This window comes from Burkholderia sp. B21-005 (assembly GCF_020843965.1).
GTDB classification, from domain to species: Bacteria; Pseudomonadota; Gammaproteobacteria; order Burkholderiales; family Burkholderiaceae; genus Burkholderia; species Burkholderia ambifaria.
This window is the reverse complement of sequence record NZ_CP086302.1, coordinates 287,758-311,720: the sequence shown is the minus strand read 5'-3', so window position 1 is coordinate 311,720 and position 23,963 is coordinate 287,758. Positions and strand designations below refer to the sequence as shown.

Below are 23,963 nucleotides of genomic sequence, written 5' to 3'. Positions count from 1 at the left end.
TTCGGATACTTATCGATTCGTTTCGTACGTCCGATAACGGGGACGGTGTTTGAGATGTTCAGGAGTTTGGATGGCCGATTTACTTCTCGATCCGCGACCGGTGGCACATGCTCGCAACGACGAACCCGCGGCAACAGTCGCTCCGCTGAACGTGGCCGCATCGCGTCCGGCACCGCCGCCGATCGTGGTCGGCCGCGGCGAAGGCGTGACGAGGTTTGTAAAGAACACGCCGCTGATCTGCATCAAGCAATTGCCGTTGCCCGGCATCGTGATCTTCGTGCACGGCGTGAACTCGGAGGGCGAATGGTTCGATGCAGCGGAGCACGGGCTGTGCAAAGGGATGAATCGCAGGCTCGGGCGTCTGGACGATCAGATGATGTATCACGGCATCGACGCGGGGCAGCTGACGCCCGCGAAGTACACGGAGAGCGTGACGCCGGATGGGTTCTTGAATCCGAAGCTTTGGTCCGGTGACTACATCAAACCCGAGCCGTCGTTTTCGCCTGTCATTCATTTCCGATGGGGCTATCGGGCGACCGCGGCCGAACTGAAGGAATACGGCGACAAAATCTTCCTGAACGAGAAGGACTATTGGGGCGGCGGTCCGTTCACGAACGGCTGTGCAAGCCTGCCCGATCTCTGGCACGGCGGCCTGGATGATCGAACGATGGGTTGGATGACTGTGCAAGGCATCAACCCGACCAATCGGCCGCTGTACCGCGCGCCGCCTCGCGCGTATGGCGTGCTTGCTGCGTTGCGACTGGCCAGGCTGATCGAGTCGATTCGCCGCATGCAGGCTGATGTACCGATTACCGTCGTGTGTCATAGCCAGGGCAACATCGTGGGACTGACAGCAGCGTTCTTTGGCGACGCCTTCCCCGATGTCGAAGATCCGTGGGGACGCACCGGACATTGCGTGGCAGATGCCTACGTACTGGCGAATGCGCCGTATAGCCTCGCGAATGCGGACGGCCCGCACAAATCCGACACGTTCATGGATTCATGGTCGCAACGCGCGACGAAGGACGCGAGCGGTCAGCGCGGAAGGCAGACCTACGCCGCGCGCACGAAGACATTCGGCACGTTTCTATCGATCATCGGCGCTCGCAGGGAGCGCGAGTTGCTGGCAAGCAAGATCGATGAGGACATGGCAAACGAGCGGGTATCGCCCACGAGCAACAGGTCGTATGCAGCGCAAGAGGATCGCGCGCGGCATGGCTTGAATGGGTCGACGTATGGGCGCGTCTCCGCGTATTGCTGTCCGCACGATCAGGTGATTTCAGCGGTGACGGTGCAAGGCATCGGCTGGCGCGGGATCAGCAAACACGAACTCGACGATATCGGTGCCGCAGGCATCCTGGCGCAGCGGGTGTTCGCATCGGGTTTCCCGATCGGCGTGCAGAAACCCTACCGATATTGGGAAGACGATTGGCGGCATGGCAAGCAAGGAACGAAACCAGGCTTCTGGTATCCGCCATCGCCACCCGCCAAATTCAATCTGATCGGTGCGCTGAAGGGCAATGAGTCTGTCTTGGGCGTGGCCGCTACGCTCGTAACAGCGCCCCTGATGTTCGTCGTGACCGGAATCAGCTCGGCGTTGAACATGCTGCGTGTGAACGCCGATCCGCCGAAAGGCTGGACGGTGGTGGCGGATGCGCCGGCCCTTGACGAGCCTTTTTCGCCGACGGCGCTGCGATTCGGCAAGCCCGTTGAAACGATGGATGGCGACGCAGTCAGCGACTTCAACGAAGGCAACGATCCACCAGCCGCATGGCGCGACGCGAGCAAAGCCGATGCGGACAAGCGGGCCGATGATCCGTACGACCAGTACAACGCAAAGAACGCGGATAGCGTCGCGCAAGGTACAGCGGAAACGGAAGCCGGACAGCGCTATGAAGATCGCGCGTTGATGCGCATGGAAGCGCGTCGAACGCTGAATACGGAATGGCTCGATCGCGACGGGCACGTGATCGGCGAGGACGGCAAAAGCGCGATGCCCGAGGGCTACAAGGAATGGCGCGACAAGCAGATCGTCGACTGGCTCGATCGTGGTGCGACCAATAGCCCGACCAACCACTCTACGACGATGACCAATCCGGAGCATGCCGAGAAGGCGCTTGCGTATGACGTTGCGGTGGGCTTGTGCTACCTGACGGACAAGCAACTTAAATCGCTGCGCATTGAGGCGGATTGGCGGATGGGGGACGGGGCTCCTTTGAATGATCCGAACAAGACGTATACCGACTATTTTGCATCGGGCACCCTCGATCGTATGCCTCTCCACCAATGGGTACACGCCGAGAACGGCGAAGGAACGATGCCGACCGCGATCGTGGATGAACGTGAAGGTCCACTCTATTTGAAGGCCGGGAGTGTCGTATGAAGACGCTGATCGCTACATGGCCGCGACGCGTCGCCATCGCCGTTTCGATTTGGCTCATTACCACCGTGCTCATGGCCTCTCTGATGGCGCACGTCGGACAACCCGACCCGGCACATTTGGAGATAGGAGATTGGATGAAACGATTCTTAGTCGTACCGAGCCTGGCTGCGCTCATGGTGTTCCTGTTCACCACGGCCATCGCACGCTCGGTACATGCCGCACCTGTCAACGCGTTAGAGAATTCATCGTCATCAGTCGACGAGCCGGCCAAGCCGTTCGTCGCGCAGGTTGTCGGCCTGATGTGGTTGAATCCGTTGCAACGTATGGACTACCCGACCGAATGGCAATTGTTGTGGGCACAGGGACTTGCGGCGCCCAACAAGAATGACGATATGGTCCGCACGGACCCAAAGTCTTTTGCCACGCTGCAATCGGTAGCTGGCATCGCATACGGCAACGAGGGAGAAGAATCGTTCAAGGGCTTCTACGCCAAGTACATCGATAAATTCATCCTACTGCTGCGCGCGCTATTTCAGCAACGCGAAGTATTTCTACACAGTAGGTTCCGAGCAGCAAAGTGATTGGCGCGAACTCGCTGGCATGCACGTCGAAGCTGCCATTCCGCCCCGACTTGATCCGACCTTTGCCCGGTCGCGCATGGGCGATCGGATGATGAATTTTTTCGAAATCGGCCCGCCATCCCCTAAGTCTCTTTGGAGCCGCGACACGCCCCCCGATATTCAGATCACGCAAGGCGGCGCGAACGCCGGCTTCACATCACTGAACAACGCGTTGGACTACTTGCAGGCAAACCCCGACAAGACCGCGTGGGCAATGAACTGGGATGCCCCGAACTTCCCGCCCACGGACGCCCAGATCAACGAAAACCTTGTCGTGTTGTTCCTCGCCGGCCCCAACTTCAACACCGAGCGCGAACCACTCGCCTGGATCGGCAAGGCCGCGGCCGGCGACACGAAAGCATTCGCGCCGAAGGTCGGCACGATGCGCGCCGTGCAAGCGTGGAAAGCCACGATCGACGAAGCCGCGCGCAATGCAGGTGTCGCGTCCACCGACCTCCAGTACATCTTCCACGACGCGGGTAAAGGCAGCGATGAAGCGTCGGCACGCCTTGTTTCACTCGCACGGACGTTGACCGAAACACTTCCGGAATACGATCACCAGAAGCAGACCTTCAACACCGCCGGACTGCTCGGCGACATGGGAACCGGCAGCGCATTGACCGACGTCGCGCTGGCGATCGGCCGGATCAACCACTTCGGCGGCAACGCGTTGGTCGCCGGCACGACCGACGCTGAACACCCCGTCGCGGTCGTCGTCAGGCCGCCGTCCAAGCTCACGCCGATCGATCCGAATCAGGACTGGTTCCGCGCCCGCGGCGGAAATAACGCCTACCTGCCATGGTGGGGCCGCCGATACGATACCGATTACGGGATGCAAGGCTATTCGTGGTGATGCAAGCGACTCAGCGGCGCGATCCGTGCAGCCGGGTTCGCGCCGCCGCGTCATCAAGCGGAACGACCTGAACGCGAGGAATCATCCAGGCGGTCGGGTCCAACCCGGCTCGGCGTAGTTCCACTCAAATTCCCGCCGACGATGGCACGGCAATGAAGCGTGCCTCCTGACGTACACACGCCCATCAAGGCGCCAACCGCGTGAACACGAAGTCGTGATTCTTCACGCGCGCCTGGTGACACGCAAAGCACGTCTGATGCTGACCGATATCGGCCGGCACGCCGTTGATGAAGCGCCCAAAACCCCAGCCGCCCGTCGACGCATAGCGACGCGAATCCTTCACCATCACCTGCACGGTGGTCGCCTGGCCCGGCACGGTCGCCGGCGGGAACTCGTCCGATTGCTTGCGCTTGTACGCAAGCTTCACGAGGATCGTGCCGTCCGGAAACGGCAGCGTCGACTTTTCGAGCGCACGCATCGCGACGGGATTGCCGAGCACCACGCGCAATTCGTCGAGCGGCGCCGCTTCCTCGGCCGGCGCGACCATTTCCCACTTCCGGTAGCCGGGCGGGATCGTCACGCCGTAGATCGGCGACGCGGCCGGCTTCGGCTGCTCCGCGAACGCGGCCGGGCCGCTCGCCGACAACGCGCCGGCCAGCAACGCGCCCGCGACGAGCGCACGGCGCGCGCCGTGACGCACAACACCAGTACGCGCCCGCATCACAGATGCTCCACTTGCAGGATCGCATCGGCGAACGCCTGCGGCGCTTCCTGCGGCAGGTTGTGGCCGATGCCGCCGGTGATCGTGCGGTGCTGGTACTTGCCGGTGAACTTCTTCGCATACGCGGCCGGGGCCGGATGCGGTGCGCCGTTCGCATCGCCTTCCATCGTGATCGTCGGCACGGTGATGACCGGGCCGGCCGCGAGCCGCCGCTCGATGTCGTCGTATTTCGCTTCGCCCTTCGCGAGACCGAGGCGCCAGCGATAGTTGTGGATCACGACCGCCACGTGGTCGGGATTCTGGAACGATGCGGCGCTGCGCGCATAGGTCTCGTCGGAGAACTGCCACTTCGGCGACGCGAGCCGCCAGATCAGCTTGTTGAACGCATCGAGGTTCTCCGCATAGCCGAGCGCGCCGCGCTCGGTCGAGAAGTAGAACTGATACCACCACTGGAGTTCGGCCTGCGGCGGCAGCGGCTTGCTGTTCGCCTGCTGGCTGCCGATCAGATAGCCGCTCACCGACACCAGCCCCTTCACGCGCTGCGGCCACAGCGCCGCGATGACGTCGGCCGTGCGTGCACCCCAGTCGTAGCCGCCGAACACCGCATGGTCGATCTTCAGCGCATCCATCAGCGCGACGATGTCGACGGCCGTCACCGCCTGCTGGCCGTTGCGCAGCGTGTCGGCGGAGCGGAACGTCGTCGATCCGTAGCCGCGCAGGTACGGCACGATCACGCGATAGCCGGCCGCCGTGAGCAGCGGCGCGACGTCCGCGTAGCTGTAGATGTCGTACGGCCAGCCGTGCAGCAGGAACACGACGGGGCCGTTCTTCGGCCCGAGGTCCGCATACCCGACGTTCAGCACGCCCGCATCGATCTGGTGGATGGTGCCGAGCGACGCCGCGCCGGCCGCGCGGCTCGTCGGGGCATCGGGCGCGGACTGCGCGTGCGCCAGCGAGCCGAAGCCGAGGTCGGCGAGGCTCAGGCTTGCGATTGTCGTACCCAGGATCAGGCGGCGGCGGCTATTCACGGTATCAGGCATGACTCGTTCTCCATTGTCGATCGCTAAGTAAGGAGCCCACGGCAAGTGCGGGCGCTCCGGTATCGCCGTTCACGCCGGCCGCGCATCGCTTCGCGCCGCCGTGTGAATCGCTTCACCGGATTTATATCCGAACCATCCGGACGCTTTGTATCCCAACGTATCTGTGTTCGGATACGACACAGAGCGATTCAAAAAACGCCCGCGAGGCGGTGCGTTTCGGGGGCCGCGCAACACACGCGCCCCCATGCACCGATGCGGCGACGGACGCAGGTCGGCATCGCAACCGGCCCGCGCGCGCCTGTCGAGCCGCGCTTACGCGCGACGCAACGGCCGGAACCCGGCACGCACTTCGCGTGCGAACAGTTCCGGCTCTTCCCATGCCGCGAAATGGCCGCCCTTGTCGACTTCGTTGAAGTAGATCAGGTTGTGGTAGCTGCGCTCGGCCCAGCTGCGCGGCGCCTGATAGATCTCGCCGGGAAACACCGTGATCGCGGCCGGCAGCGAGATGTCCACCGCGTTGAAGTTGTTCGAGTGATCCTCCCAGTAGATCTGCGCGGAGGACGTCGCCGTGTTGGTCAGCCAGTACAACGAAATGTCGTCGAGAATCTCGTCACGCGGAATCGAGCGTTCGGGTACGCCGCCGCTGTAGGTCCACTGCGAGATCTTGTCGTACATCCACGCGGCCTGCCCCGACGGCGAATCGGCGAGCGCGTAGCCGACCGTCTGCGGACGCGTGACCATCATCGCCGAGTAGCCGCAGTTGTCGCGATAGAACGTCGCGAGCTTCTCGTACGCGGCCTTCTCCTTCGGCGACAGCGACGTCGGGGCCGGCGCGTCGATCTGGAGCAGCGTCGCGATGTCCGGCGGCACCGTCGCCGGCATGTTCACGTGAATCCCGGCCAGGCCCTGCACGCGCTGCATCGCCATCCGGTGCGAGATCACCGAGCCGCAGTCGCCGCCCTGCGACACGAAGCGCGTATAGCCGAGGCGCGCCATCAGCTCGCCCCATGCGCGGGCGATGTGGTCCGAGCCCCAGCCCGTCTTCGTCGGGCGGCCCGAGAAACCGAAGCCCGGCAGCGACGGCACGACGACGTGGAACGCATCGTCGGCGCTCGCACCGTGCGCGGTCGGGTCGGTCAGCGGACCGATCGCCTTCACCAGCTCGAAGACCGAACCGGGCCAGCCGTGCGTCATGATCATCGGCATCGCATTCGCGTGCCGCGACCGGACGTGGATGAAGTGAATGTCGAGCCCGTCGATTTCCGTGATGAACATCGGGAAGCCATTCAGGCGCGCCTCGCCCTTGCGCCAGTCGTAGTCGGTGCCCCAGTAGCGCAGCAGCGCTTGCATGCGCGCGAGCCGCACGCCCTGCGATTCGTCGGCGACGGTCTCGCGGCCCGGCCAGCGGGTCGCGGTGATGCGGCGGCGCAGGTCGACCAGTGCGTCATCGGGGATATGGGCGGTGAACGGGCGTATGCCGGTGTCGCCGGTTGCCGCATGCAGCGCGGTGGGCAGCATCGCGGATACACCCGCGGCCACGGACGTGGCCAGCAGGTGCCGACGCATCGGGGAAAACGGTGTGGAAGACATCGCTCGGCATCTCCTTTCGTGAGGTTGAAAGTGAACATGCCGCGCGCCCGGGCGCGCCTTTGCTTTCATTTGGGCGCGCGGCGGTCACGCGGCGGTCACCCATTTGAAAGGTCTGATGTATCCGGGATGTGTCTGATTTGTACGCGTTTGTAGCAGGCGTACGAACGTCGACGTCAGGGGGCGATCCAGCGGCCTGCGTAGCCGTCGTCGTTCACGTCGAATACCGCGCGGCGATGACCACCGCGGGCAAGTTCGAGCCAGTCGATGCGCGTCACCGTGACGTGGACGAGGCAGAAGTTCCGATAGCCGTCGTCGATGGGAGCCTCGCCCGGGCTTGGCGTGATGTGCGCCTCTTCAGGCGACTCGATCGGCGTGCCCGGACGCAACGGTGCGCGATACAGCAGCAACGTATGTGGGCGGCTCGATTGCCAGATCGCGCGCCGTTGCACTTCGTCGTCGCAGATCGACGCAACGCCTTCCGCGCGGATCTGCACGAGCCCGTCGAGATCATTAGCGACGACGGCGATGCGAGGATCGCGGCGCAACTCCGCCACCTTCTCCGAGCGCGCATCCGTATGGAACGCCAGCAGACGATCGGCTCGGCTCACTTGCCGCAACACGATCGTACGCACCTTCGGCGCGCCGTCCAGGCCGAGCGTCGCGGCCTGCACCATCGTGAACGGCGAGCGCTGCGTGCCGACGCCGGACTCGAGGCACGACCAGAGACGGTCGTAGGTTTGCGGGAGCGATTCGGAAGCGGGATCGGACATGATGGCGCGACTATCTTGCGGGATTCGGTCGCGCTAGCTTAACCGTTTCGGCGGCGCAGCTCGCGGTGCCCGCATGGCTTTCGTTGCAAACCCGCCGCCGCGCGGTTCAGTTATAGCCGAGGACGACCGGTGCGGCGTCGCCCGTGTCGGTCGAATCCGCGCCGAAGCGGCCGAGCACGTCCGCGACGTATTGCGGCCCCGCGCCGATCTGCGACGACTTGTGCTCGACGGGACGGATATCGGCCCTGCCCGGCGCTTCATCCAGCCATGCGGTGTCGTTGATGATGATGCTCATGGGTGTGTCTCCTCACGCGGCCAGCGCCGCACCATATGCGCGCACCAGGCGCGCCACGCCTTCCCGGATCGCGTCGACGTCGGGCGCGGCGAACGACAGCCGCAACGATGCGGCGTCGACGTTGTCCGCGAAGAACGCCTTGCCCGGCACGAAGACGACCTTGTTCGCGATCGCCTGTTGCAGCAGCACGTCCGACGACACCGCGCCGATCCGCGCCCACACGAACATCCCGCCTTCGGGGCGATGGAACGTGATCGCATCGCCGAAACCGGCGCGCAGCGCGTCGCACATCGCGTCGCATTTGCGCTGGTAGGCCGCCGTGATGCGCGGCAGATGGCGTTCGAGCGCGCCGTCGGCGAGATACTCGGCGGCGGTGGCTTGCGTCCACGGCGTGCTGCACAGGTCGACCGTCTGCTTCGCGATCACGCAGCGTCGCGCGATCTCGGCGGGCGCGATCGTCCAGCCCACGCGCAGCCCCGGCGCGACGATTTTCGACAGGCTCGCGAAATGCACGATCCAGTCGCGCGCGCCTTCGACTTCGTTCGCGAGCGCGAGCATCGACGGCACCGGTTCGCCCGCGAAACGCAGGTCGCCGTAGGGATCGTCCTCGACGATCAGGAAACGGTATTGCACCGCGAGACGCAGCAGCTTCAGCCGGCGTTCGCGCGTGAGCGTCGCGCCGGTCGGGTTCGCGAAGGTCGGGACGGTGTAGAGCAGTTTCGGCTGCGCGATCGCGCCGGACGCGAGTTGCGACGCGAGGCGGTCGACGTCGAGGCCTTCACCGTCGACCGGGATCGTGACGATGCGCGCCTGCTGCAGGCGCATCGCCGACAGCGTCGCCGGATAAGCCGGCTGCTCCGTCAGCACGACGTCGCCCGGCGCGACCATCACGCGCAGCAGCAGGTCGAGGCCCTGCTGCGAGCCGGTCGTGACGAGCAGTTCGGCCGGCGTGCACGCGACGTTACGGCGCGCCATCAACGCAATCAGTTGCTGCTTCAGTTCGGCAAGGCCGTCGGTCGGGCCGTATTGCAGGCAGCGCACCGGCTGCGCGTAAGCGCGTTCGGCGGCCGTGTTCAGGCCGTCGACGTCGAACAGGTCGCTGGCCGGATAGCCGCCCGCGAACGAAATCATCCCCGGCTCGGAGAGGTACTTGAACAGCTCGCGGATCGGCGAACCGGCAGGATTCTGGAATGAGGGCGTAAACGCGTACATGTCGTCGTGAGCTGGATGGCACGGACGGCCGGGATAGCCGACAGGTGCCGCCCGCCCAAGGCGCTTCTGGCGCAAGGGGCGGGAATTCGAGCCACGATTGTCGATAGTCATTAACGCTGCCGCAAACGATATCTATGCACTAGGTCTTGCGGTTTGGTCATTAATTGAGGAACAGCCGCGTTTCGTCCACGGCCGTCCCACCGGCACACGCCGCGAATGCGCGAGGCCCATCGCGACCCCGGCATTCGCGCCGTTACAGCCCCGCGACGCCATCAACGCGATGACGCCGGGCGACGCGCCTGCGTGCGATCGGACCGAGCCAGACCAAGCGCAAGCCGCGCCGCGCTTGCGCCTTGGCCGGGCCGGTCACGCGCACTGGACACGCAATGGACGCACGTGAATCGCGCGCTATTCGCCCGGAGGAGATATGCCCTTCCTGACGTAGCCGGCAATTGCCTCCAGCATGCCGAGGTCGAGGTCCTGCACGCGGTCGGCGCCGAAGTGGGTCAACCACTTGCGCGCGAGCTCCGTCTGCATCGTCGTGTGCCCACCCGCGGCAGGGGCACACAGGTCTTCCAGTGCTGAACGCTGGTCCATGTCTTCTCCGTGATTGCTGATGGTCGGGACGTTGCCGGCTCCCGTCGCGATCAGGACGCCGTCAGACGGCCTCCAGGGCGAGGGCGATACCTTGGCCGCCGCCAATGCACAAGGTCACCATGCCGCGTTTGATGCCATCACGGCGCATCGAATGCGCGAGACGGGTCGTCAAGACCGCACCGGTCGCACCGATGGCGTGACCGTGCGCGATCGCGCCGCCTTCGACGTTCACCCGCTCTTCGTCGATGCCGAGCTCCTGAATGACCGCGATCGGCACGGCGGCAAAGGCCTCGTTGATCTCGAAACGCTCCACGTCGTTCAACGACCATCCGGCACGCGCGAGCGCCATCCTGACTGCCGGCACGGGCCCCAGTCCGAACATGCCTGGCTCGACCGCACCCACGCCGTACGACACGAGCGTCGCGATCGGCTCGATTCCACGCGCCTCGGCATACTGCCGCTCGGCCACGACCATCGCCGCCGCACCGCTGTTCAATCCCGGTGCATTGCCTGCGGTGATGGTGCCGTCAGACCGGAACGCGGGTTTCAATCGGGCAAGCGACTCGATCGTCGTGTCCGGCCGCGGCTGCTCGTCGCGCTCGAATCGGACGGGTTGCTTGCGCCCCTCGATATCGACCGCCACAAGCTCGGCGTCGAACGCCCCGCGCTCTTGAGCCTGCACGAAGCGCCGTTGCGAACGTTCCGCCCAACGGTCCTGCTGCTCGCGCGTCATGCCAACCTTCGACACGAGGTCTTCCGTATGCCATCCGGAATGCCGGCCGGAAAACGCGTCGACGAGACCGTCCCCGAGCATGCTGTCGACGATCTCGGTATTGCCCATGCGCTGGCCCCACCGACCGCTATGCAGCAGATACGGCGCACGGTCCATGTTTTCCATACCGCCCGCCACCGCGACCTCGCCGAATCCGAGCCAGATTTCGTGGGCCGCATTCACGATGGCCTGAGCGCCCGAGCCACAGACGCGATTCACGGTCAGCGCAGGCACCTCCACCGGAATGCCGCCGCCGACGGCTGCCTGGCGCGCGGGATTCATCTTGTTTCCAGCCTGAATGACGTTGCCCATCACGACCGAAGCCAACGCCGCCGGATCGACCTTGCTGCGGCGCACCGCTTCGCGCACCGCGATTGCGCCGAGCGTCGTCGCGGCGACGTTCGTCAACGTGCCACCAAACGCCCCGATGGGCGTTCTTACCGGACTGCAGATCACTACTTGTCGAGCAACCATTTCAACACTCCATTCAACGTTCAGTTTCGCCTGAAGCAATGCCACCGCATCGTCGCGCGTTGCCTGCCGGGGGGATGCATGCTTCGCATGCCCGGCACGCTCGTGAACCCGCATCTCGTGCTTGCGGGCACAGGATCGGGGGCGCAGCGCGCCCCCTCCGTTGGGTCAAATCGATATCATTTCGAAATCCTCCTTGCCGACGCCGCACTCGGGACACTTCCATTTGGCCGGAATGTCTTCCCAACGCGTGCCCGGCGCAATGCCGTCTTCAGGCGCACCTTTTTCTTCCGAGTAAATCCAGCCGCACACCAGACACATCAACGTGCGCATCTCCACCGCTGTCGTGCTCATCCCGCCAACTCTCCAAGATTCGACATTTGTCGCTTCACGAATTCGCGCACCTGCTCGCGTACCCTCGCATCCGACAAGATCCGCCCGTGACCCGTGCCCGGCGCCGGCCACAATGTCGCCTGCGGCAGGCCCGCCACCACCCGCTGCGCCTCGCAGTACGGCACCACGGGATCGGCCGGGTCGTGCACGACCAGCACCGGCACATCGAGCGACGCGCCGCGCGCCAGAATGTCCCAATGACTGACCGGCACGCCATTGCGGCATTGCAGCTCCGCATAGATGCGCTCGATCACCGGGCGCGGCAACGCCATGTCGCGGTTCGCCCAGCGCTCCAGTACCTCGGTCAGCGCGCTCGTCGGCGCGATCAGCACGATGCAGCGCAACGACGCGCGGCGCGACCGCTCCGCCAGCGCCGAGATCGTCGCGATCGAGCCGAGCGAATGTGCAATCACCACTTGCGCGCCTTCGATCGCATCCAGCGCCGCGCCCGTCGCCCGCGTGAACTGCGTCATCGTCGTATGCTTGCCCGGCGACAGACCATGCGCGGGCGCGTCGAATGCCGCCACCGAAAAGCCCAGCGTCTTCATCGGCTTGACGAAGCTCAGCATGCTGCTGCTATCGGTGCCCCAGCCGTGCACGAGCAGCACCCGCGCCGTGCCGCCCGCCCAGTAATACGCCCGGTCGATGTCCTCGTTGCCCTCGATGGACGTCACCGTCGCGCCGAGGGGTATGCGATCGCTGACGGGCAGCCCGTAGCCACGCGTATAGCCGAACGCATCGGCCGCGCGCCGTCCGGCAATGCGCGGCGCGAACGTGTTCAGCATCCGGAATGCGTGACGGCCGAGCCGCACGCGCAACGAAGGCGCCTTCGTGGTCTGCCGGGTGATCGGCGAGACTTCCGTGTGATTCGCGGCCGCCATCACCGGCCCTCCGTCGCCGCACGCGCGCCGACGGCCACGGCCTCCCGGGACAGGGTCCGGTAATAGCCTGACTCGGTGTCGTAGAAGTGGCAGTGGCGGATCACGTGCCACAGATCGCCGAACGTGAAATCCTTTTCGCGAATCATTCCCGGGAACGCTGCCTTGAGCGCCGCCTGTGCCTTCGGAAGGTTGTAGAACGGCACGATCGGCGCGACGTGGTGCGCCGTATGCACCGAAATGTTATGGGTCATGAAGTGCAGCCACTTCGGATACCGGTAGTCCGTCGTCACAAGCAGGCGACTTGCGTTCGGCGTCCAGTGCTGCGACGGCAGAAACGGGATGTCGTCCGACGTGTGGTGCATCAGCGTCGTGGCGCTGAACCACGCGTGGATCATGAGCCACGGCACGACGAAGTACAGGAACAGGCCCGTGACGCCGGTAAAGTAGATCAGCGCAGGGAAATAGAGCATCGCGACGATCAGCACGAAGCCGATCGAGCGCTTCACGTCGCGCCGCATCTCGCGCTTCGGATAGAAGCCGGGACGGAAGCCCGATTCCTTCCAGTAGCTCAACGTACCTGCCCAGAACAGCCACTTGCGGGTACCTGCGTACTCGAGGCGCTTGAGGAGCGGCATGCGATCGTAAAGCGGCGCGGGAATCGGCCGCCAGTCGGTGTCGAGCTCGAGGTTGTTGGTGTTCGCGTGGTGCAGGTTATGCGTGTGGCGCCACGCATGGAACGGATACAGCAGCGGCAGCAGCGATAGATGCCCGATCGTCAGGTTGAACCACCGGGAGCGGGAGAACGAGTTGTGCCCGCAATCGTGCGCGATGCAATGCAGCCCCCAGCCGCCCAGGCCCGCGAGCAGCCACAGCGGAACGTAGAACAGCCAGTGCGGCGCATACGCGATACCGACGAGCGCGCCGATGTACGCCGCATAGCTCACCACGAAGCCGAGAACGCCACGCCACGCACGCGGCTCGTACAGCGACTTTGGAATCGCATCGGTCAGCCGCACGCCCTCGAGCGCCTTCGATTTCTGCAGGAATTCGTCGAAACGCGCCGGCGGCGCGCTCGGAACAGTGTAGGTGTTCGCCATGTCGATCTCCGCTTACGCAGCCTGCAGACCGAGCTCGGTCGAGAGGTGGCGCGCCAGCTCGTCGATGCTGTTGTGTTCGAACAGCAGCGCCGGGGACAGCCGCTGCTCGACGACTTTCTCGAGATCGCCCGACACCTGCACGGCAACGATCGAATCGAGCCCATACTCGTCAAAGCGTTTGGCGGGATCGATGGCAGCCCGCTCCATCTTCAGCTGCTTCGCGAGCCGATCGACCAGCCAGCTGCGGATCGACGCTTCCGTCAGGGGGCCGACGTCGGCGGCCACCGCTTTCTTGCGGCCGAACAGGCCACCCAGAATTCCAGCTTGAGACATGATGAATAATCCTTCTATACGAGGGAGATGAACAGCTTCATGAAGGCAACTTTCTTCAATACGGTTGCTTGGCCAACTTGCGGATCGCGGCCGGCCCCGGCAAGCGCAGGTCCCAGACGACACCCGCCTTGCCGAGCGTCCAGAGCACCCACGCACTGAGATCCGGCTCGTACCACTTCACCGAATGGCGATACGACGCGGGGAACGCGTGATGGTTGTTCTGCAGACCTTCGCCAAACGTGAGGATGGCGACCGTCCAGTTGTTCGCGCTGTTGTCATCGGTCTTGAAGGGCCGTCCACCGAACATGTGGCAAACCGAACCGACGCACCAGGCAGCCTGATTGGCCAGGAAAATCCGTGCGAAGCCACCGAACAGCAGGCCGTTCCACGCGCCGTGCCAGGAACCGCCGATCGCGCCTCCGATCGCCGCGGGCAGCACCAGGCCGAGCACGATCCACCAGACATAGGTGCGGTGATAGAAAAACAGGCGGCGATCGCGCAATACATCGGGCGCGAAGAACGTCCACCCCGACACGTCTGGGGCCAGCATCCACGGCATGTGCGCATACCAGAGGCCGCGCAGCTTCGCGAGCAGGCCCGCGCCGCCCAGGTTCGGCGAATGCGGATCGCCCTTCTGGTCGCTGTACAGGTGATGACGGCGATGCGTCGTCACCCAGAACATGACCGGCCCTTGCGCGGCCATCGAGCCACAGATCAGCAGGATTCCTTCGAACCACTTCGAGGTCCGGAACGTCTTGTGCGCAAGATACCGATGGAAGCCCATCGTGATCCCGCCCATGTGCAGAAAATAGAACACCGCGAACAACACCAGGTCGGTGACGGCAAAGTCGCCCAGCACGAGTTGACGCACCGCCAGCGCGAACCCGGCAAGCGGCACCAGCATGACGGCCAGGGCGGTGTAGCGTTTGACGCGCGCACCACTGCCTTTTAGCGGCGAAACGCCGGGGATCTGGCCGTCAGGGGCCGACAGCCCGCCGGCGGCAGTCACGCCGGGGGCAACCTGAATCGACGAATTCATAGGATTCTCCAAACGCTAATAGAGGATTACGGCGAAGTTGAGGAGAACGCCGCGCGGCGCTTCGGCGCATAGCGCACCTCCGTGACAAGTCCCAGCGCGTCGAGCAGGCGGATGAGCCAGGCGGACGGATCGATCTGCCAGAACGCGTGATCGTTGTTGGCGAACGCCGGCTGCGCGTGATGGTTGTTGTGCCATGCGCCGCCCACCGAAACGATCGCGAGCAGGCCCAGGTTGCGGCTATGGTCGCGCGTCGCGTGCGGACGGGTGCCGATCGTGTGGCACAGCGAATTGACGGCCCAGGTCGACTGATCGAGCAGGAATATCCGCGCAAGTCCGCCCCACAGGAAGCCGCCGACGGCCCCGAGCAAGCTCTGCCCGGCGGGCGCGAGCAACGCGCCCGCGAGCGCGGGAATCGCAAGGCCGAGCAGCACCCACCACCCGTAGCGCAGATTGAGATTGACGATCAGACGGTCGCGCAGCAGGTCTGCGGCATACGTGCTCCAGTTCTCGCGGCGCACGGTGAATAGCCAGCCCACGTGGCCGTGCCAAAGGCCCGCGAATCGACTGAGCTTGCCGTGCCGGTTCGCGCGCGGGCGCGGCGAATGCGGATCGCCGTCCTGATCGGTGAACGCATGATGCATCCGGTGCGTGGCGGCCCAGAACAGGATCGGCCCCTGGGCGGCCATGCTGCCGAGCACGCCCAGCATCACGGTAACGACCGGCCGCCCCTTGAACGATCGGTGCGAGAAATACCGGTGCATGCCGGTTTCGACGCCGATCGCGGTCGAGAAATACATCACCGCCAACAGCACGAAGTCGGTTGCGCGCAACCCATATATCCACGTGTAGGCAATCGCCAGTACGAAACCGAGCGCGGGAATACCCACGGTCAGATAAGCGAGCCGGCGTGCGCGCACGTCGGTATCGGCTTGCGCCTCACGGGCGGCCGCCGGTGTTCGCGAAGACAAAGAATCCGCTTCAGCCATGACTGGCTCCGAAGAAAGACAGCGTCAATGAAAATCAGGGATGCGGTTCGTGCGAACCGCTTATGCGCGCGTCTCGAGTGCGCTCAAGCTGCCTTGCTGGAACGCTTGCTTGCACGCTTGCCGACGCACCTTGCCGCTCGTCGTGAGCGGAATCGCACCAGTCGGGCCGAGGTGCACCACCGCCGGCGAGACCCCGTGGTCGCGCGTGACCGCCAACGTGATCGCGGCTCGCACCTCGCTCATCTGCTCGGCACTCGGACGGCGCGAGCGTTTGAGTTCCGCCACGATGACGAGCGACTCCCCTTGCCCGCCGTCGATCGAAAAAGCCACTACGCCGTTGGTGCGAATCGCGTCGTGCGCCGATTGCACCGATCCCTCGATGTCGGTCGGATAGAGATTGCGCCCGGCGACAATCACGACGTCCTTGATGCGGCCCGTCACGAACAGCTCGCCGCCGTTCAGGAAGCCGAGGTCGCCCGTGCGCAGGTAGTGCGTCGGATCACCGCCGTCGTCTGCGCCGGCAATCGTCGCGGCGAAGATGTCGTCGCTGTCCGCACGATTCAGATATCCATCTGCAACGTTCGGACCACTAAACCAGATCTCGCCGACGGTGCGCTCCGGCAGCACGCGCTTCGTCGCCGGATCGACAATCAGCAGCCGATGGCCGGCTGCCGCGGGCCCGCACCCAACCAGCGTGGCGCGTCCGTGCACGTCGAGTTCCGGGTCGTGCGGCTTGCACAGGCCGCGAACGAGCGCCTCTTTGTCGACCTCGAGCAGCGAGACCGGCGAAAGGCCCACCTTGCCCGATACATAGAGCGTCGCCTCCGCCATTCCGTAGCAGGGAACCACGGCGCGGCGCTCGAAGCCGTGCCGGCCGAAGCGCGCGAAGAAACGCTCGAGCGTCGTGTGGCTCACGGGCTCCGCGCCGCAGAAGACGTGCTGCAACGCGCTTAGATCGAGCGTGGCGGCTTCTTCTTCTCTGATGTTGTCGACGCACAGGTCGAACGCGAAATTCGGTGCGACGCTCGTGGTCACGCGGTAGTCGGTGATCGCCTTGAGCCAGCGATAAGGACGCTGGACGAAATGCTGCGGCGACAGAATCACGAGCGGAAAGCCGCTGTACACCGCGAGCAGCAGCGCGCCCATCAGCCCCATGTCGTGATACGGCGGCAACCAAGTGCAGCCGACGCGATCCGGATCGGGGCCGAGCCGCTCGGCGATCACCGCGCAGTTGCTGACGAGATTCTCGTGCGTGACGATCACCCCCTTGGGCTCGCCCGTCGATCCCGACGTGTACTGGAGCAGCGCCGGCCGATCCAGGTCGACGTGCTGCTCCAGCAGGTTCCGAACGTCATGTACCGATACTTCGCTATCGTCGAAGGCATCTTCGTCGATCGTCAGCAAGGCGGGCGCCGCGCGCTGGTCGCCGTAGAGCGCGTCGAGCTGCGGTTGCAGCGAGCGGTGAAGCTTGCCGGCAATGACCACGTCAGGATGGGCGTCGCGACAGATCGACGTGAAGCGTGCCACCGCGCGAGAACCGGCAGGCGGAAACGAAGGCACCGCGGTGGCGCCCGCGAGCAGGATGCCGAACAACGCCGCGACGTAGCTCAGGCCCGGTTCGAGCAGCAGCAATACGCGCCGTTCGTGCAGCGAGTGCTGCAGCACCCTGTCGCGCACGTGGACAGCAGCGGCGGCGAACTGCCCGTACGACCAGCTCACGACATCATCCTCGCCGTCGCGAAGAAAATGGAATGCGATCCGCTCAGGCGTTTGCTCGGCCCGCTCTCGAAGAATGTCGAGCAGAGACGAGGTCATGCGCTCCGCCGTCAGGGTGGAGGGGGGAATGCTACCGGCCATCGTGAGACCCTCGGATAATTAGTGTTGTTTTGTTTTGGTGAAAGCTTCATGCGCCAACCGGCGCTGGCCGACACGCGGCCATCAATGCGCCGTCGCGGGTGCCAGCGCTCGCGGTCGCGTATCCACCGGCGCGCACAGGATCGCGGTGGCCAGACCGAGCGCGATCTGCAGGTAACACAGGGTGCGGAATTCAGCGAGGTGCCCTATCGCGTTGCCGGTTATCGCGACCGTCAGCGCCACGCCGAACACCGATCCCATCTGGCGTATCGCCTGGTTCACGGCCGAGCCCACGCCGAAGCGGGCCGGCGGCAGATGCGCGACGGCGGCGGCCGACAGCGCAGGCATGACCATCCCCACCCCGAGTCCGGTCAGCAGCGCCCCCGGCAGCCACGCGTGCACATAGTCGGGAGTGACGCCGGGCACCAACGCGAACCACACGCTTGCCGCCGTGGAGATCAGGCTCCCGGTCACCAGCAAAAGCCGGTGCCCCGCGCGCGCCGCGAACCGTCCGCACACGATCGCCGTGGGGACGACGAGCAGCGGCCCCGGGCTGCCAGCCAATCCCGCACGCGTCAGCGAATACGACCAGACACCGGTGGTAAACAGGAACGTCTGGAAAAACATCATGGCGAAGCCGATCGCGAAGCACAGCGAAGCCAGATTGATGTAGCAGTAAGTCCGATCCTGGAACAGCGAGAGATCGATGGCCGGGGCGCGTGCCGTGCGTGCCCATGCAACGAACGCGGCCAGCATGACCAGCCCACCGGCGATCGCCACCGCCACCTCGGGGGAAGTCCAGCCGACCGCCTCCGACTGCACCAAACCGAAAGCGATCGCGCCAACGCCGAGGATCAGCAACACGACGCCAATGAGATCGAGCGGCGCGCCCCGCTCGGGATCACGCGACTCGTCGAGAATGCGCCACCCGCGCCAGAACGCGATCGCCCCGAGCGGCAGGTTGAGAAAGAAGGCTGACGGCCAGCCGAAGCGATCGACCAGGAACGAGCCGAGACTCGGCCCCAACGCACCGGCCACCCCGCTGACCGCGCCCCACAAGCTCACGGCGATCGCCCGTTTGTTGACGGGGAACGCCGCCAGCAGGATCGACAGCGAGGCGGGCAACAACAGCGCCGCGCCGGCTCCCTGCACGGCGCGCATCGCCCAGAGCATCTCGACACGCGTGGCGATGCCACAGCCGAAGGATCCCGCCAGGAACATCGCGAGACCAAGCAGGAATGTGCGCTTGCGCCCGCGCAGGTCGGCGAGGCGGCCGGCCGGCACGAGCAACGCGGCGAACACCAGCGTGTACGCGTTCAGCACCCACGACAGGCCGGTCGGGTGCGCATCGGGAAACGCCAATCGCAACGCGGGAAACGCCGCGTAGAGCACGGTGACGTCGATCGAGACGAGGAACACCGCCACACTGGCGATCCAGAAAACCGGCCACGGCGAAACGGCGTTCGACTGCGCCTGCGGAGTGAGCACGCTGGGTCCGTTCATATCCTTATACCTCGCGCGGCTGAAGCGGCGGCACGCCGTCGCCCGATTCGGATTCGAAATACGACGCGTCGAGAAACGACAGCGTGCGCGCCCGCATCCGCGCTTGAAACAGCGCCACGACCGGCCACGGGCGCATCGCCATTGCCATGCCCTTCACGTTCTGGGCATCTTCCCAGTGAATGACGTTCGCCACTTCCAGCGGCAGCCCGCCGACCTCCCCTGTCCAGAGGCTCAGCGTCGTCGCGCCGGCCGACAGACGCGGGCCGCTCGCACGCCCCCCGTAGACCGCGATCGAGTGGCCGCAAACGCGTCCGACATCGGCGCTGCCGCGAATCGGCTTGCACGCCACCGGACTGGTCAGAAACATCTCGTCGGTGATGCCGAACGGCAACTTGGCGTCCAGCACTTCATCGTCGGGTACCGGCGGTAACGCGGTATCGATCCCCGGCGGCAGCGTCCACACGTTGGCGTCGACGAGATCCCGGCTCGCGTCATACAGCGCCCGGCGCACCGGCGCGGGAAACGAGCCGAGGAAGATGTCGACCTGGATGCGCGTGCCGAACCGGCGCGCCACCGTCACGCCGCGAATCTGACGGTCCTGGAAGCGGCCGTGCCATTCGCGCCCGCCGATATCGGCGCCGCTCCACGCGTGTGTCGGCTCGACCTCGGAGAAGATGCCGTCGGCGGCAGCCGCGAGGCGCTCGACCTGGTCGCGACCAACGATTTCTCCGAACGTCATCGGATGCCGCAAACTGACCTCGTCCTGCGCCGATGTGTCGAGCTCGCGCAGCAACTCGCCGACATAGAGACCGGCGCGTCCTTGGTGATTCATCGTCGTTTCCTTCCCGGTGATCGTCGATACGTCCGCTGCGTGCGTCATACGGCTGCTCGAATGGACGCGCTCGCGCCCATGCGCTCCAATATCCGCCGCGCGGCAAACGCCGGTCGATCGAGCTGGATGTCGATCATCGGCGCCGTGGGGCTCCAGTTCGCCTGCAGGCTCTCCGCGACGTCCTTGTCCTCCATGACGGTGGCGAACACTTCCTTCGCGGTGAACTCGGTAAACCGTTCGTTGTCGATGTCGAAATCGCGGTGCATGCCCACGAAGACATGCGTGGTGGTGTCCGTGGCGGGCGTGAAGATCGTCGTCGTATAGACGTGGTAGACCTGGCCGCTGGCATCGTCGCAGGCGTGCGCCCGCGTTTCGACCCGCGTGTTGCCGATGGGCCAGTACACGACCTCCTGGAAGCGGTCGATGTAGTCGAGCTTCAGGATATGGGTATAGAGCGGCGGCGTCTTCTCGCGGCGCAGGTACCGGCGCACGCGGACTTCATCGTCGTTGATCACGATTTCGGGCGGCGTCTCGACGATGTCGAGCGAACCCAGCGTCTTCGCATGCACGAACGCGGCGTGCGAGATGTCGAGGATGTTGTCGATGCCGAACAAGTAGCTGCACGCGATGGTGCAATAGCTCATCTTCCCGGCGAGTTCGGGCGCCGAACAGACCCAATGGTTCGGGATCGTCGCTTCGTCGGCCTGGTCCGGCTCGCCGGTCCACACCCAGATGAAGCCGTATTTCTCGACGGCGGGGAACACCCGCGCGCGCGCGCCCTTCGGGATCGTGGTCTGGCTCGGAATACTGACGCACGCGCCGGAGCAGTCGTACCGGAGCCCGTGGTACCAGCACTGGAGATCGTCACCGACAACGCGCCCGCGGGACAACGGAACCTGCCGGTGCGGGCATCGGTCCTCGAGGGCGACGACCTGGTTCGCCAACGTACGGTACATGACGATCTTCTGATTCAGGATCGTCCGTGCAAAAGGCTCCCGCTGAACTTCGTCGGAAAGTGCTGCTGCGTACCACGCATTCTGGATAAACATGATTCCTCTCTTTGCTACAGGGGTGGCGTTGTGGCACACCGGACCCGAGTTCAGGCTGGCATGTGCCTACCGGATCGTTTCTACTTGCGCGCGACGGCGACCAGCGCGTCGCCGTCCCGAGCGTCGGCCGTGGCCGCGTCGCGATCGAGACGACCGTCTGCCATCCGCTCGAGGAATTCGTCCGTCGCGGACTGCAGGTTGACGCAGGGGTACTGGAAGCGACCCGTCGTATAACGCAACGCCCCAAGGAAGGACGGCTCGACCTGCGCGCCGGTCCCCTCGAACAGCCCGTGCGACGCCAGGTACGCGTGGAGCGCGGGCAGCCGATAACACGGGACGGCCGGATACTGGTGGTGTTCGAGGTGGTAATTGCTGCCGAAGAACAGCGCGGTATAGATCGGCGACGTGTAGCTGCGGCTGTCGCGATATCGCCCCGGCACGGTATCCGTATGCTCGATGTAGGCGCGGATCGTGCTGAACACGTACACCCCGATATACGGAATCAGCATGACCGTGAAACCGAGCCACAACGAGCGATGCCAGATGAACCCGTAGGTCGTCACCGCGCACAGGTTCAACGCAACATTGAGCCGCGAGATCCAGCGCATTTCGCGCTGGCTGAACGGCAACCGGGTGTTCTCCGGCCAGGGCAGCCCCGCCGCCATGCGCATGGCGTTCTTCAGGTAGATCCGCACGCCCGTTGAGCGCGCGAGAAAGAAGCGCGACCAGAAGGTGCGGTACTGCGAATAGATCTGGACATCCGGGTCGATGTCCTGACCGGTGAAGCGATGGTGCTTCCAGTGCGTCATGCTGAAGCCGACGATCAGGAAGCCGGGCACCAGCGACGAGCAAATGAGCGCGAGCGCGGCGCTCACGTACTTGTTGCGATGCAGGTTCGTGTGCATCCCCTCGTGCCCGACGAAGGTCAGCAGGTGCATGCCGTGCCCGCCGATCACGCCCAGGACGATCGCCATGGCAATACGTGTGGGCGTCGACGCCGGGATATCGACGACGGCGAACGCCACGGCGGCCGGGATCAGGAAGAATGCGAGCGCGTGCGCCAGATAGAGGATCGTGGCGACGGAACTGATTCGGTGGAAGTGTCGTGGCAGCTTGAGCCGCGAGAGTGCGAGCTCACTGTCCAGCGTGACTTCGATGGTCAAAGCGTCTCTCCTCGAGTTACGCGACGCAGGGCCGGCGAGTGGCGAACGTGCCCCGCCGTGGCCGTGGCTTGAAATCGCGTGGCCGCAACGACCACGCACCGGTATTCCGCGCTCATATGGACTCCTTTACGCGAACGTCGTGATCGCTGCCGACGGCGAACGATTCGATCTCGTCAGGCTCGGACGCTTGCGGCCGGCTGGAACGGGCTTCCTCGGCCAGACGCTGGCGCAACGCCATCTCGGCGCGGATCGCCTCGCCTCGCCTGGACATGTCGATCAAAGGCTGGATCACGCCCGTCTCGCCGCGCGCAACGGCCTCGTCTGCCCATTGCTTGATATCGCTCCGATCGAATACCGCAAACGGCGAGCACTCGCGATTCTGCGAAGCGAGCAAGCGTGCCTGCAGCACCGGATCGGCCGCCAGCTTGCCGTACAGGATCCGGCTGAGCGGGTTGTTGTGGTCGAGGGCGCCGCGACTACGCGAGTATTCGAACAGGTCGATCGAGGTCGCGTCGCGCTGACGCCAGTAGCGCACCAGCGCATCATCACCGCCCTCGACAATCGACCGACCGAGCGCGCGTGCATCGCGCAGCGCATCGGTAATCCCAAAGCCGGGGGACGGATCCATGAACAGGCCCGCATCGCCGACCAGGGCCCAGCCCGGCCCCGCTGCCTGACGGAAGAAAAAGCGCAGCTTCAACGCGCCGAGCACCTTGCTCGCCGGCGCCCCGGTAATCAGCGGAGCCGTGTGACGGTTGGCGCTCAGCGTCTCCGTGAGCTTTTCGAGCACGCGCCCTTTCCACTCCGGCAACTGCGTTTTCGAAAAAGCCACCCCGATCAGCAACAGATCGCGGTTGGTCGGAAAGACGAAGACGATATCGTCGCCGAAGAGGCAGTTCATCGCGCCACCCTGATAGCGTGGATCGTCGTCGAACCAGTCCGGCCGCGGCCAGTAGGCCCAGTAAATCGCACGGGGGCAGTCGTAGTCGTGATACTCGTCGGCATCCACGAGTTCCGCCGTGGTCGAGTGCGGACCGTCCGCGCCCACCACGACCCGCGCCCGAATTTCTTCACGGGTTCCGCCCTGTTCGACCACGGCGCCCGTCACCCGCCCGCCGTCGCGCAGCAGGCCGACCAGCTTGGTCCGCGTACGGACCTCGGCCCCCGAGGTACGCGCCTCCTCCAGCAGGAGCGCATCGAGATCCATGCGTCGCGGGCAGGAGCAACGTCCGCCGACCGGATACTCGATGCGGCCGGTCACCTCGTCGACGCCATACATCATGCTGGGCACCGGCGGCGCGAAGCTGCGCACCTTGTCACCCAGAGACAGTTCGTCCAGCAGCGCCATGCCGTACGGTGAAATCCAGTGGGTGGACAATGGCTGGTCGCTCGGGAGATTGCCCGCGTCGATCGCCAGAACGCGCTTGCCGGCGCGCGCCAGATGAATCGCAAGTGTGGCGCCCGCGCAGCGGGCGCCCACGATGAGGGTGTCTAACACGGAAAGTTTTC

General features: G+C 64.9%; 21 protein-coding genes and 1 pseudogene. 2 read left to right on the top strand and 20 right to left on the bottom strand.

The genetic code is table 11. The annotated features are described in order from the left end of the window. The first annotated feature begins 70 nt into the window (after positions 1-70). Positions 71-2,383, top strand: a complete 2,313-nt coding sequence (locus LMA02_RS17795; RefSeq protein ID WP_228908956.1) for a hypothetical protein — start codon at positions 71-73, stop codon at positions 2,381-2,383. A gap of 134 nt (positions 2,384-2,517) precedes the next feature. Next, positions 2,518-3,856 (top strand): annotated as a pseudogene (locus LMA02_RS17790) (virulence factor). A 184-nt stretch (positions 3,857-4,040) separates the two neighbouring features. Here the strand turns inward: LMA02_RS17790 and LMA02_RS17785 are convergent. The 20 genes from LMA02_RS17785 to LMA02_RS17690 form a co-directional block, all read right to left on the bottom strand. Next, positions 4,041-4,577: a cytochrome P460 family protein gene (locus LMA02_RS17785; protein ID WP_228908955.1), complete on the bottom strand. Its 537-nt coding sequence runs from the start codon at positions 4,575-4,577 to the stop codon at positions 4,041-4,043. Then, positions 4,577-5,617 carry an alpha/beta fold hydrolase gene (locus tag LMA02_RS17780; RefSeq protein ID WP_228908954.1) on the bottom strand — a complete coding sequence of 347 codons (1,041 nt, stop codon included), beginning with the start codon at positions 5,615-5,617 and terminating at the stop codon, positions 4,577-4,579. Before LMA02_RS17780 ends, LMA02_RS17785 begins: the two co-directional genes overlap by 1 nt. A gap of 312 nt (positions 5,618-5,929) precedes the next feature. Next, a complete protein-coding gene (locus tag LMA02_RS17775) occupies positions 5,930-7,207 on the bottom strand; it encodes an epoxide hydrolase family protein (protein WP_228908953.1) in 1,278 nt (425 codons plus the stop codon). 173 nt (positions 7,208-7,380) lie between these two features. Continuing rightward, positions 7,381-7,977 (bottom strand): pyridoxamine 5'-phosphate oxidase family protein, encoded by a 597-nt coding sequence (locus tag LMA02_RS17770; RefSeq protein WP_228908952.1) that lies wholly within the window; start codon positions 7,975-7,977, stop codon positions 7,381-7,383. A 106-nt stretch (positions 7,978-8,083) separates the two neighbouring features. Next, a complete protein-coding gene (locus LMA02_RS17765) occupies positions 8,084-8,272 on the bottom strand; it encodes a hypothetical protein (protein WP_228908951.1) in 189 nt (62 codons plus the stop codon). Between the two features lie 12 nt (positions 8,273-8,284). Further along, positions 8,285-9,484 (bottom strand): PLP-dependent aminotransferase family protein, encoded by a 1,200-nt coding sequence (locus LMA02_RS17760; protein WP_228908950.1) that lies wholly within the window; start codon positions 9,482-9,484, stop codon positions 8,285-8,287. A gap of 408 nt (positions 9,485-9,892) precedes the next feature. After that, positions 9,893-10,081, bottom strand: coding sequence for a hypothetical protein (locus LMA02_RS17755; RefSeq protein ID WP_228908949.1), 189 nt, complete (start codon positions 10,079-10,081; stop codon positions 9,893-9,895). 61 nt (positions 10,082-10,142) lie between these two features. Beyond that, positions 10,143-11,327, bottom strand: coding sequence for a thiolase family protein (locus LMA02_RS17750; RefSeq protein WP_228908948.1), 1,185 nt, complete (start codon positions 11,325-11,327; stop codon positions 10,143-10,145). Positions 11,328-11,492: 165 nt separating this feature from the next. Further along, positions 11,493-11,678: a rubredoxin gene (locus LMA02_RS17745; protein ID WP_006749607.1), complete on the bottom strand. Its 186-nt coding sequence runs from the start codon at positions 11,676-11,678 to the stop codon at positions 11,493-11,495. Beyond that, complete coding sequence (locus tag LMA02_RS17740) at positions 11,675-12,598, bottom strand: alpha/beta fold hydrolase (protein WP_228908947.1); 924 nt, start codon at positions 12,596-12,598, stop codon at positions 11,675-11,677. Before LMA02_RS17740 ends, LMA02_RS17745 begins: the two co-directional genes overlap by 4 nt. Continuing rightward, complete coding sequence (locus LMA02_RS17735) at positions 12,598-13,695, bottom strand: fatty acid desaturase (RefSeq protein ID WP_006749605.1); 1,098 nt, start codon at positions 13,693-13,695, stop codon at positions 12,598-12,600. Before LMA02_RS17735 ends, LMA02_RS17740 begins: the two co-directional genes overlap by 1 nt. A gap of 12 nt (positions 13,696-13,707) precedes the next feature. Continuing rightward, positions 13,708-14,028 carry an acyl carrier protein gene (locus LMA02_RS17730; RefSeq protein WP_228908946.1) on the bottom strand — a complete coding sequence of 107 codons (321 nt, stop codon included), beginning with the start codon at positions 14,026-14,028 and terminating at the stop codon, positions 13,708-13,710. A 55-nt stretch (positions 14,029-14,083) separates the two neighbouring features. After that, positions 14,084-15,067: an acyl-CoA desaturase gene (locus LMA02_RS17725; protein ID WP_228908945.1), complete on the bottom strand. Its 984-nt coding sequence runs from the start codon at positions 15,065-15,067 to the stop codon at positions 14,084-14,086. Between the two features lie 26 nt (positions 15,068-15,093). After that, positions 15,094-16,053, bottom strand: a complete 960-nt coding sequence (locus LMA02_RS17720) for an acyl-CoA desaturase (RefSeq protein ID WP_228908944.1) — start codon at positions 16,051-16,053, stop codon at positions 15,094-15,096. Positions 16,054-16,113: 60 nt separating this feature from the next. Continuing rightward, positions 16,114-17,868: a fatty acyl-AMP ligase gene (locus LMA02_RS17715; protein WP_228908943.1), complete on the bottom strand. Its 1,755-nt coding sequence runs from the start codon at positions 17,866-17,868 to the stop codon at positions 16,114-16,116. Between the two features lie 123 nt (positions 17,869-17,991). Further along, on the bottom strand, positions 17,992-19,410 hold the full coding sequence (locus LMA02_RS17710; RefSeq protein ID WP_228908942.1) for an MFS transporter: 1,419 nt from the start codon (positions 19,408-19,410) through the stop codon (positions 17,992-17,994). A gap of 4 nt (positions 19,411-19,414) precedes the next feature. After that, positions 19,415-20,242: a hypothetical protein gene (locus LMA02_RS17705; RefSeq protein WP_228908941.1), complete on the bottom strand. Its 828-nt coding sequence runs from the start codon at positions 20,240-20,242 to the stop codon at positions 19,415-19,417. Positions 20,243-20,286: 44 nt separating this feature from the next. Further along, positions 20,287-21,330: an aromatic ring-hydroxylating dioxygenase subunit alpha gene (locus LMA02_RS17700; protein WP_228908940.1), complete on the bottom strand. Its 1,044-nt coding sequence runs from the start codon at positions 21,328-21,330 to the stop codon at positions 20,287-20,289. Positions 21,331-21,371: 41 nt separating this feature from the next. Further along, entirely contained in the window at positions 21,372-22,454 is a 1,083-nt protein-coding gene (locus tag LMA02_RS17695; protein WP_228908939.1) for a fatty acid desaturase family protein, read from the bottom strand. A 112-nt stretch (positions 22,455-22,566) separates the two neighbouring features. After that, positions 22,567-23,952, bottom strand: a complete 1,386-nt coding sequence (locus tag LMA02_RS17690; protein WP_228908938.1) for an NAD(P)/FAD-dependent oxidoreductase — start codon at positions 23,950-23,952, stop codon at positions 22,567-22,569. Between the last annotated feature and the right edge of the window lie 11 nt (positions 23,953-23,963).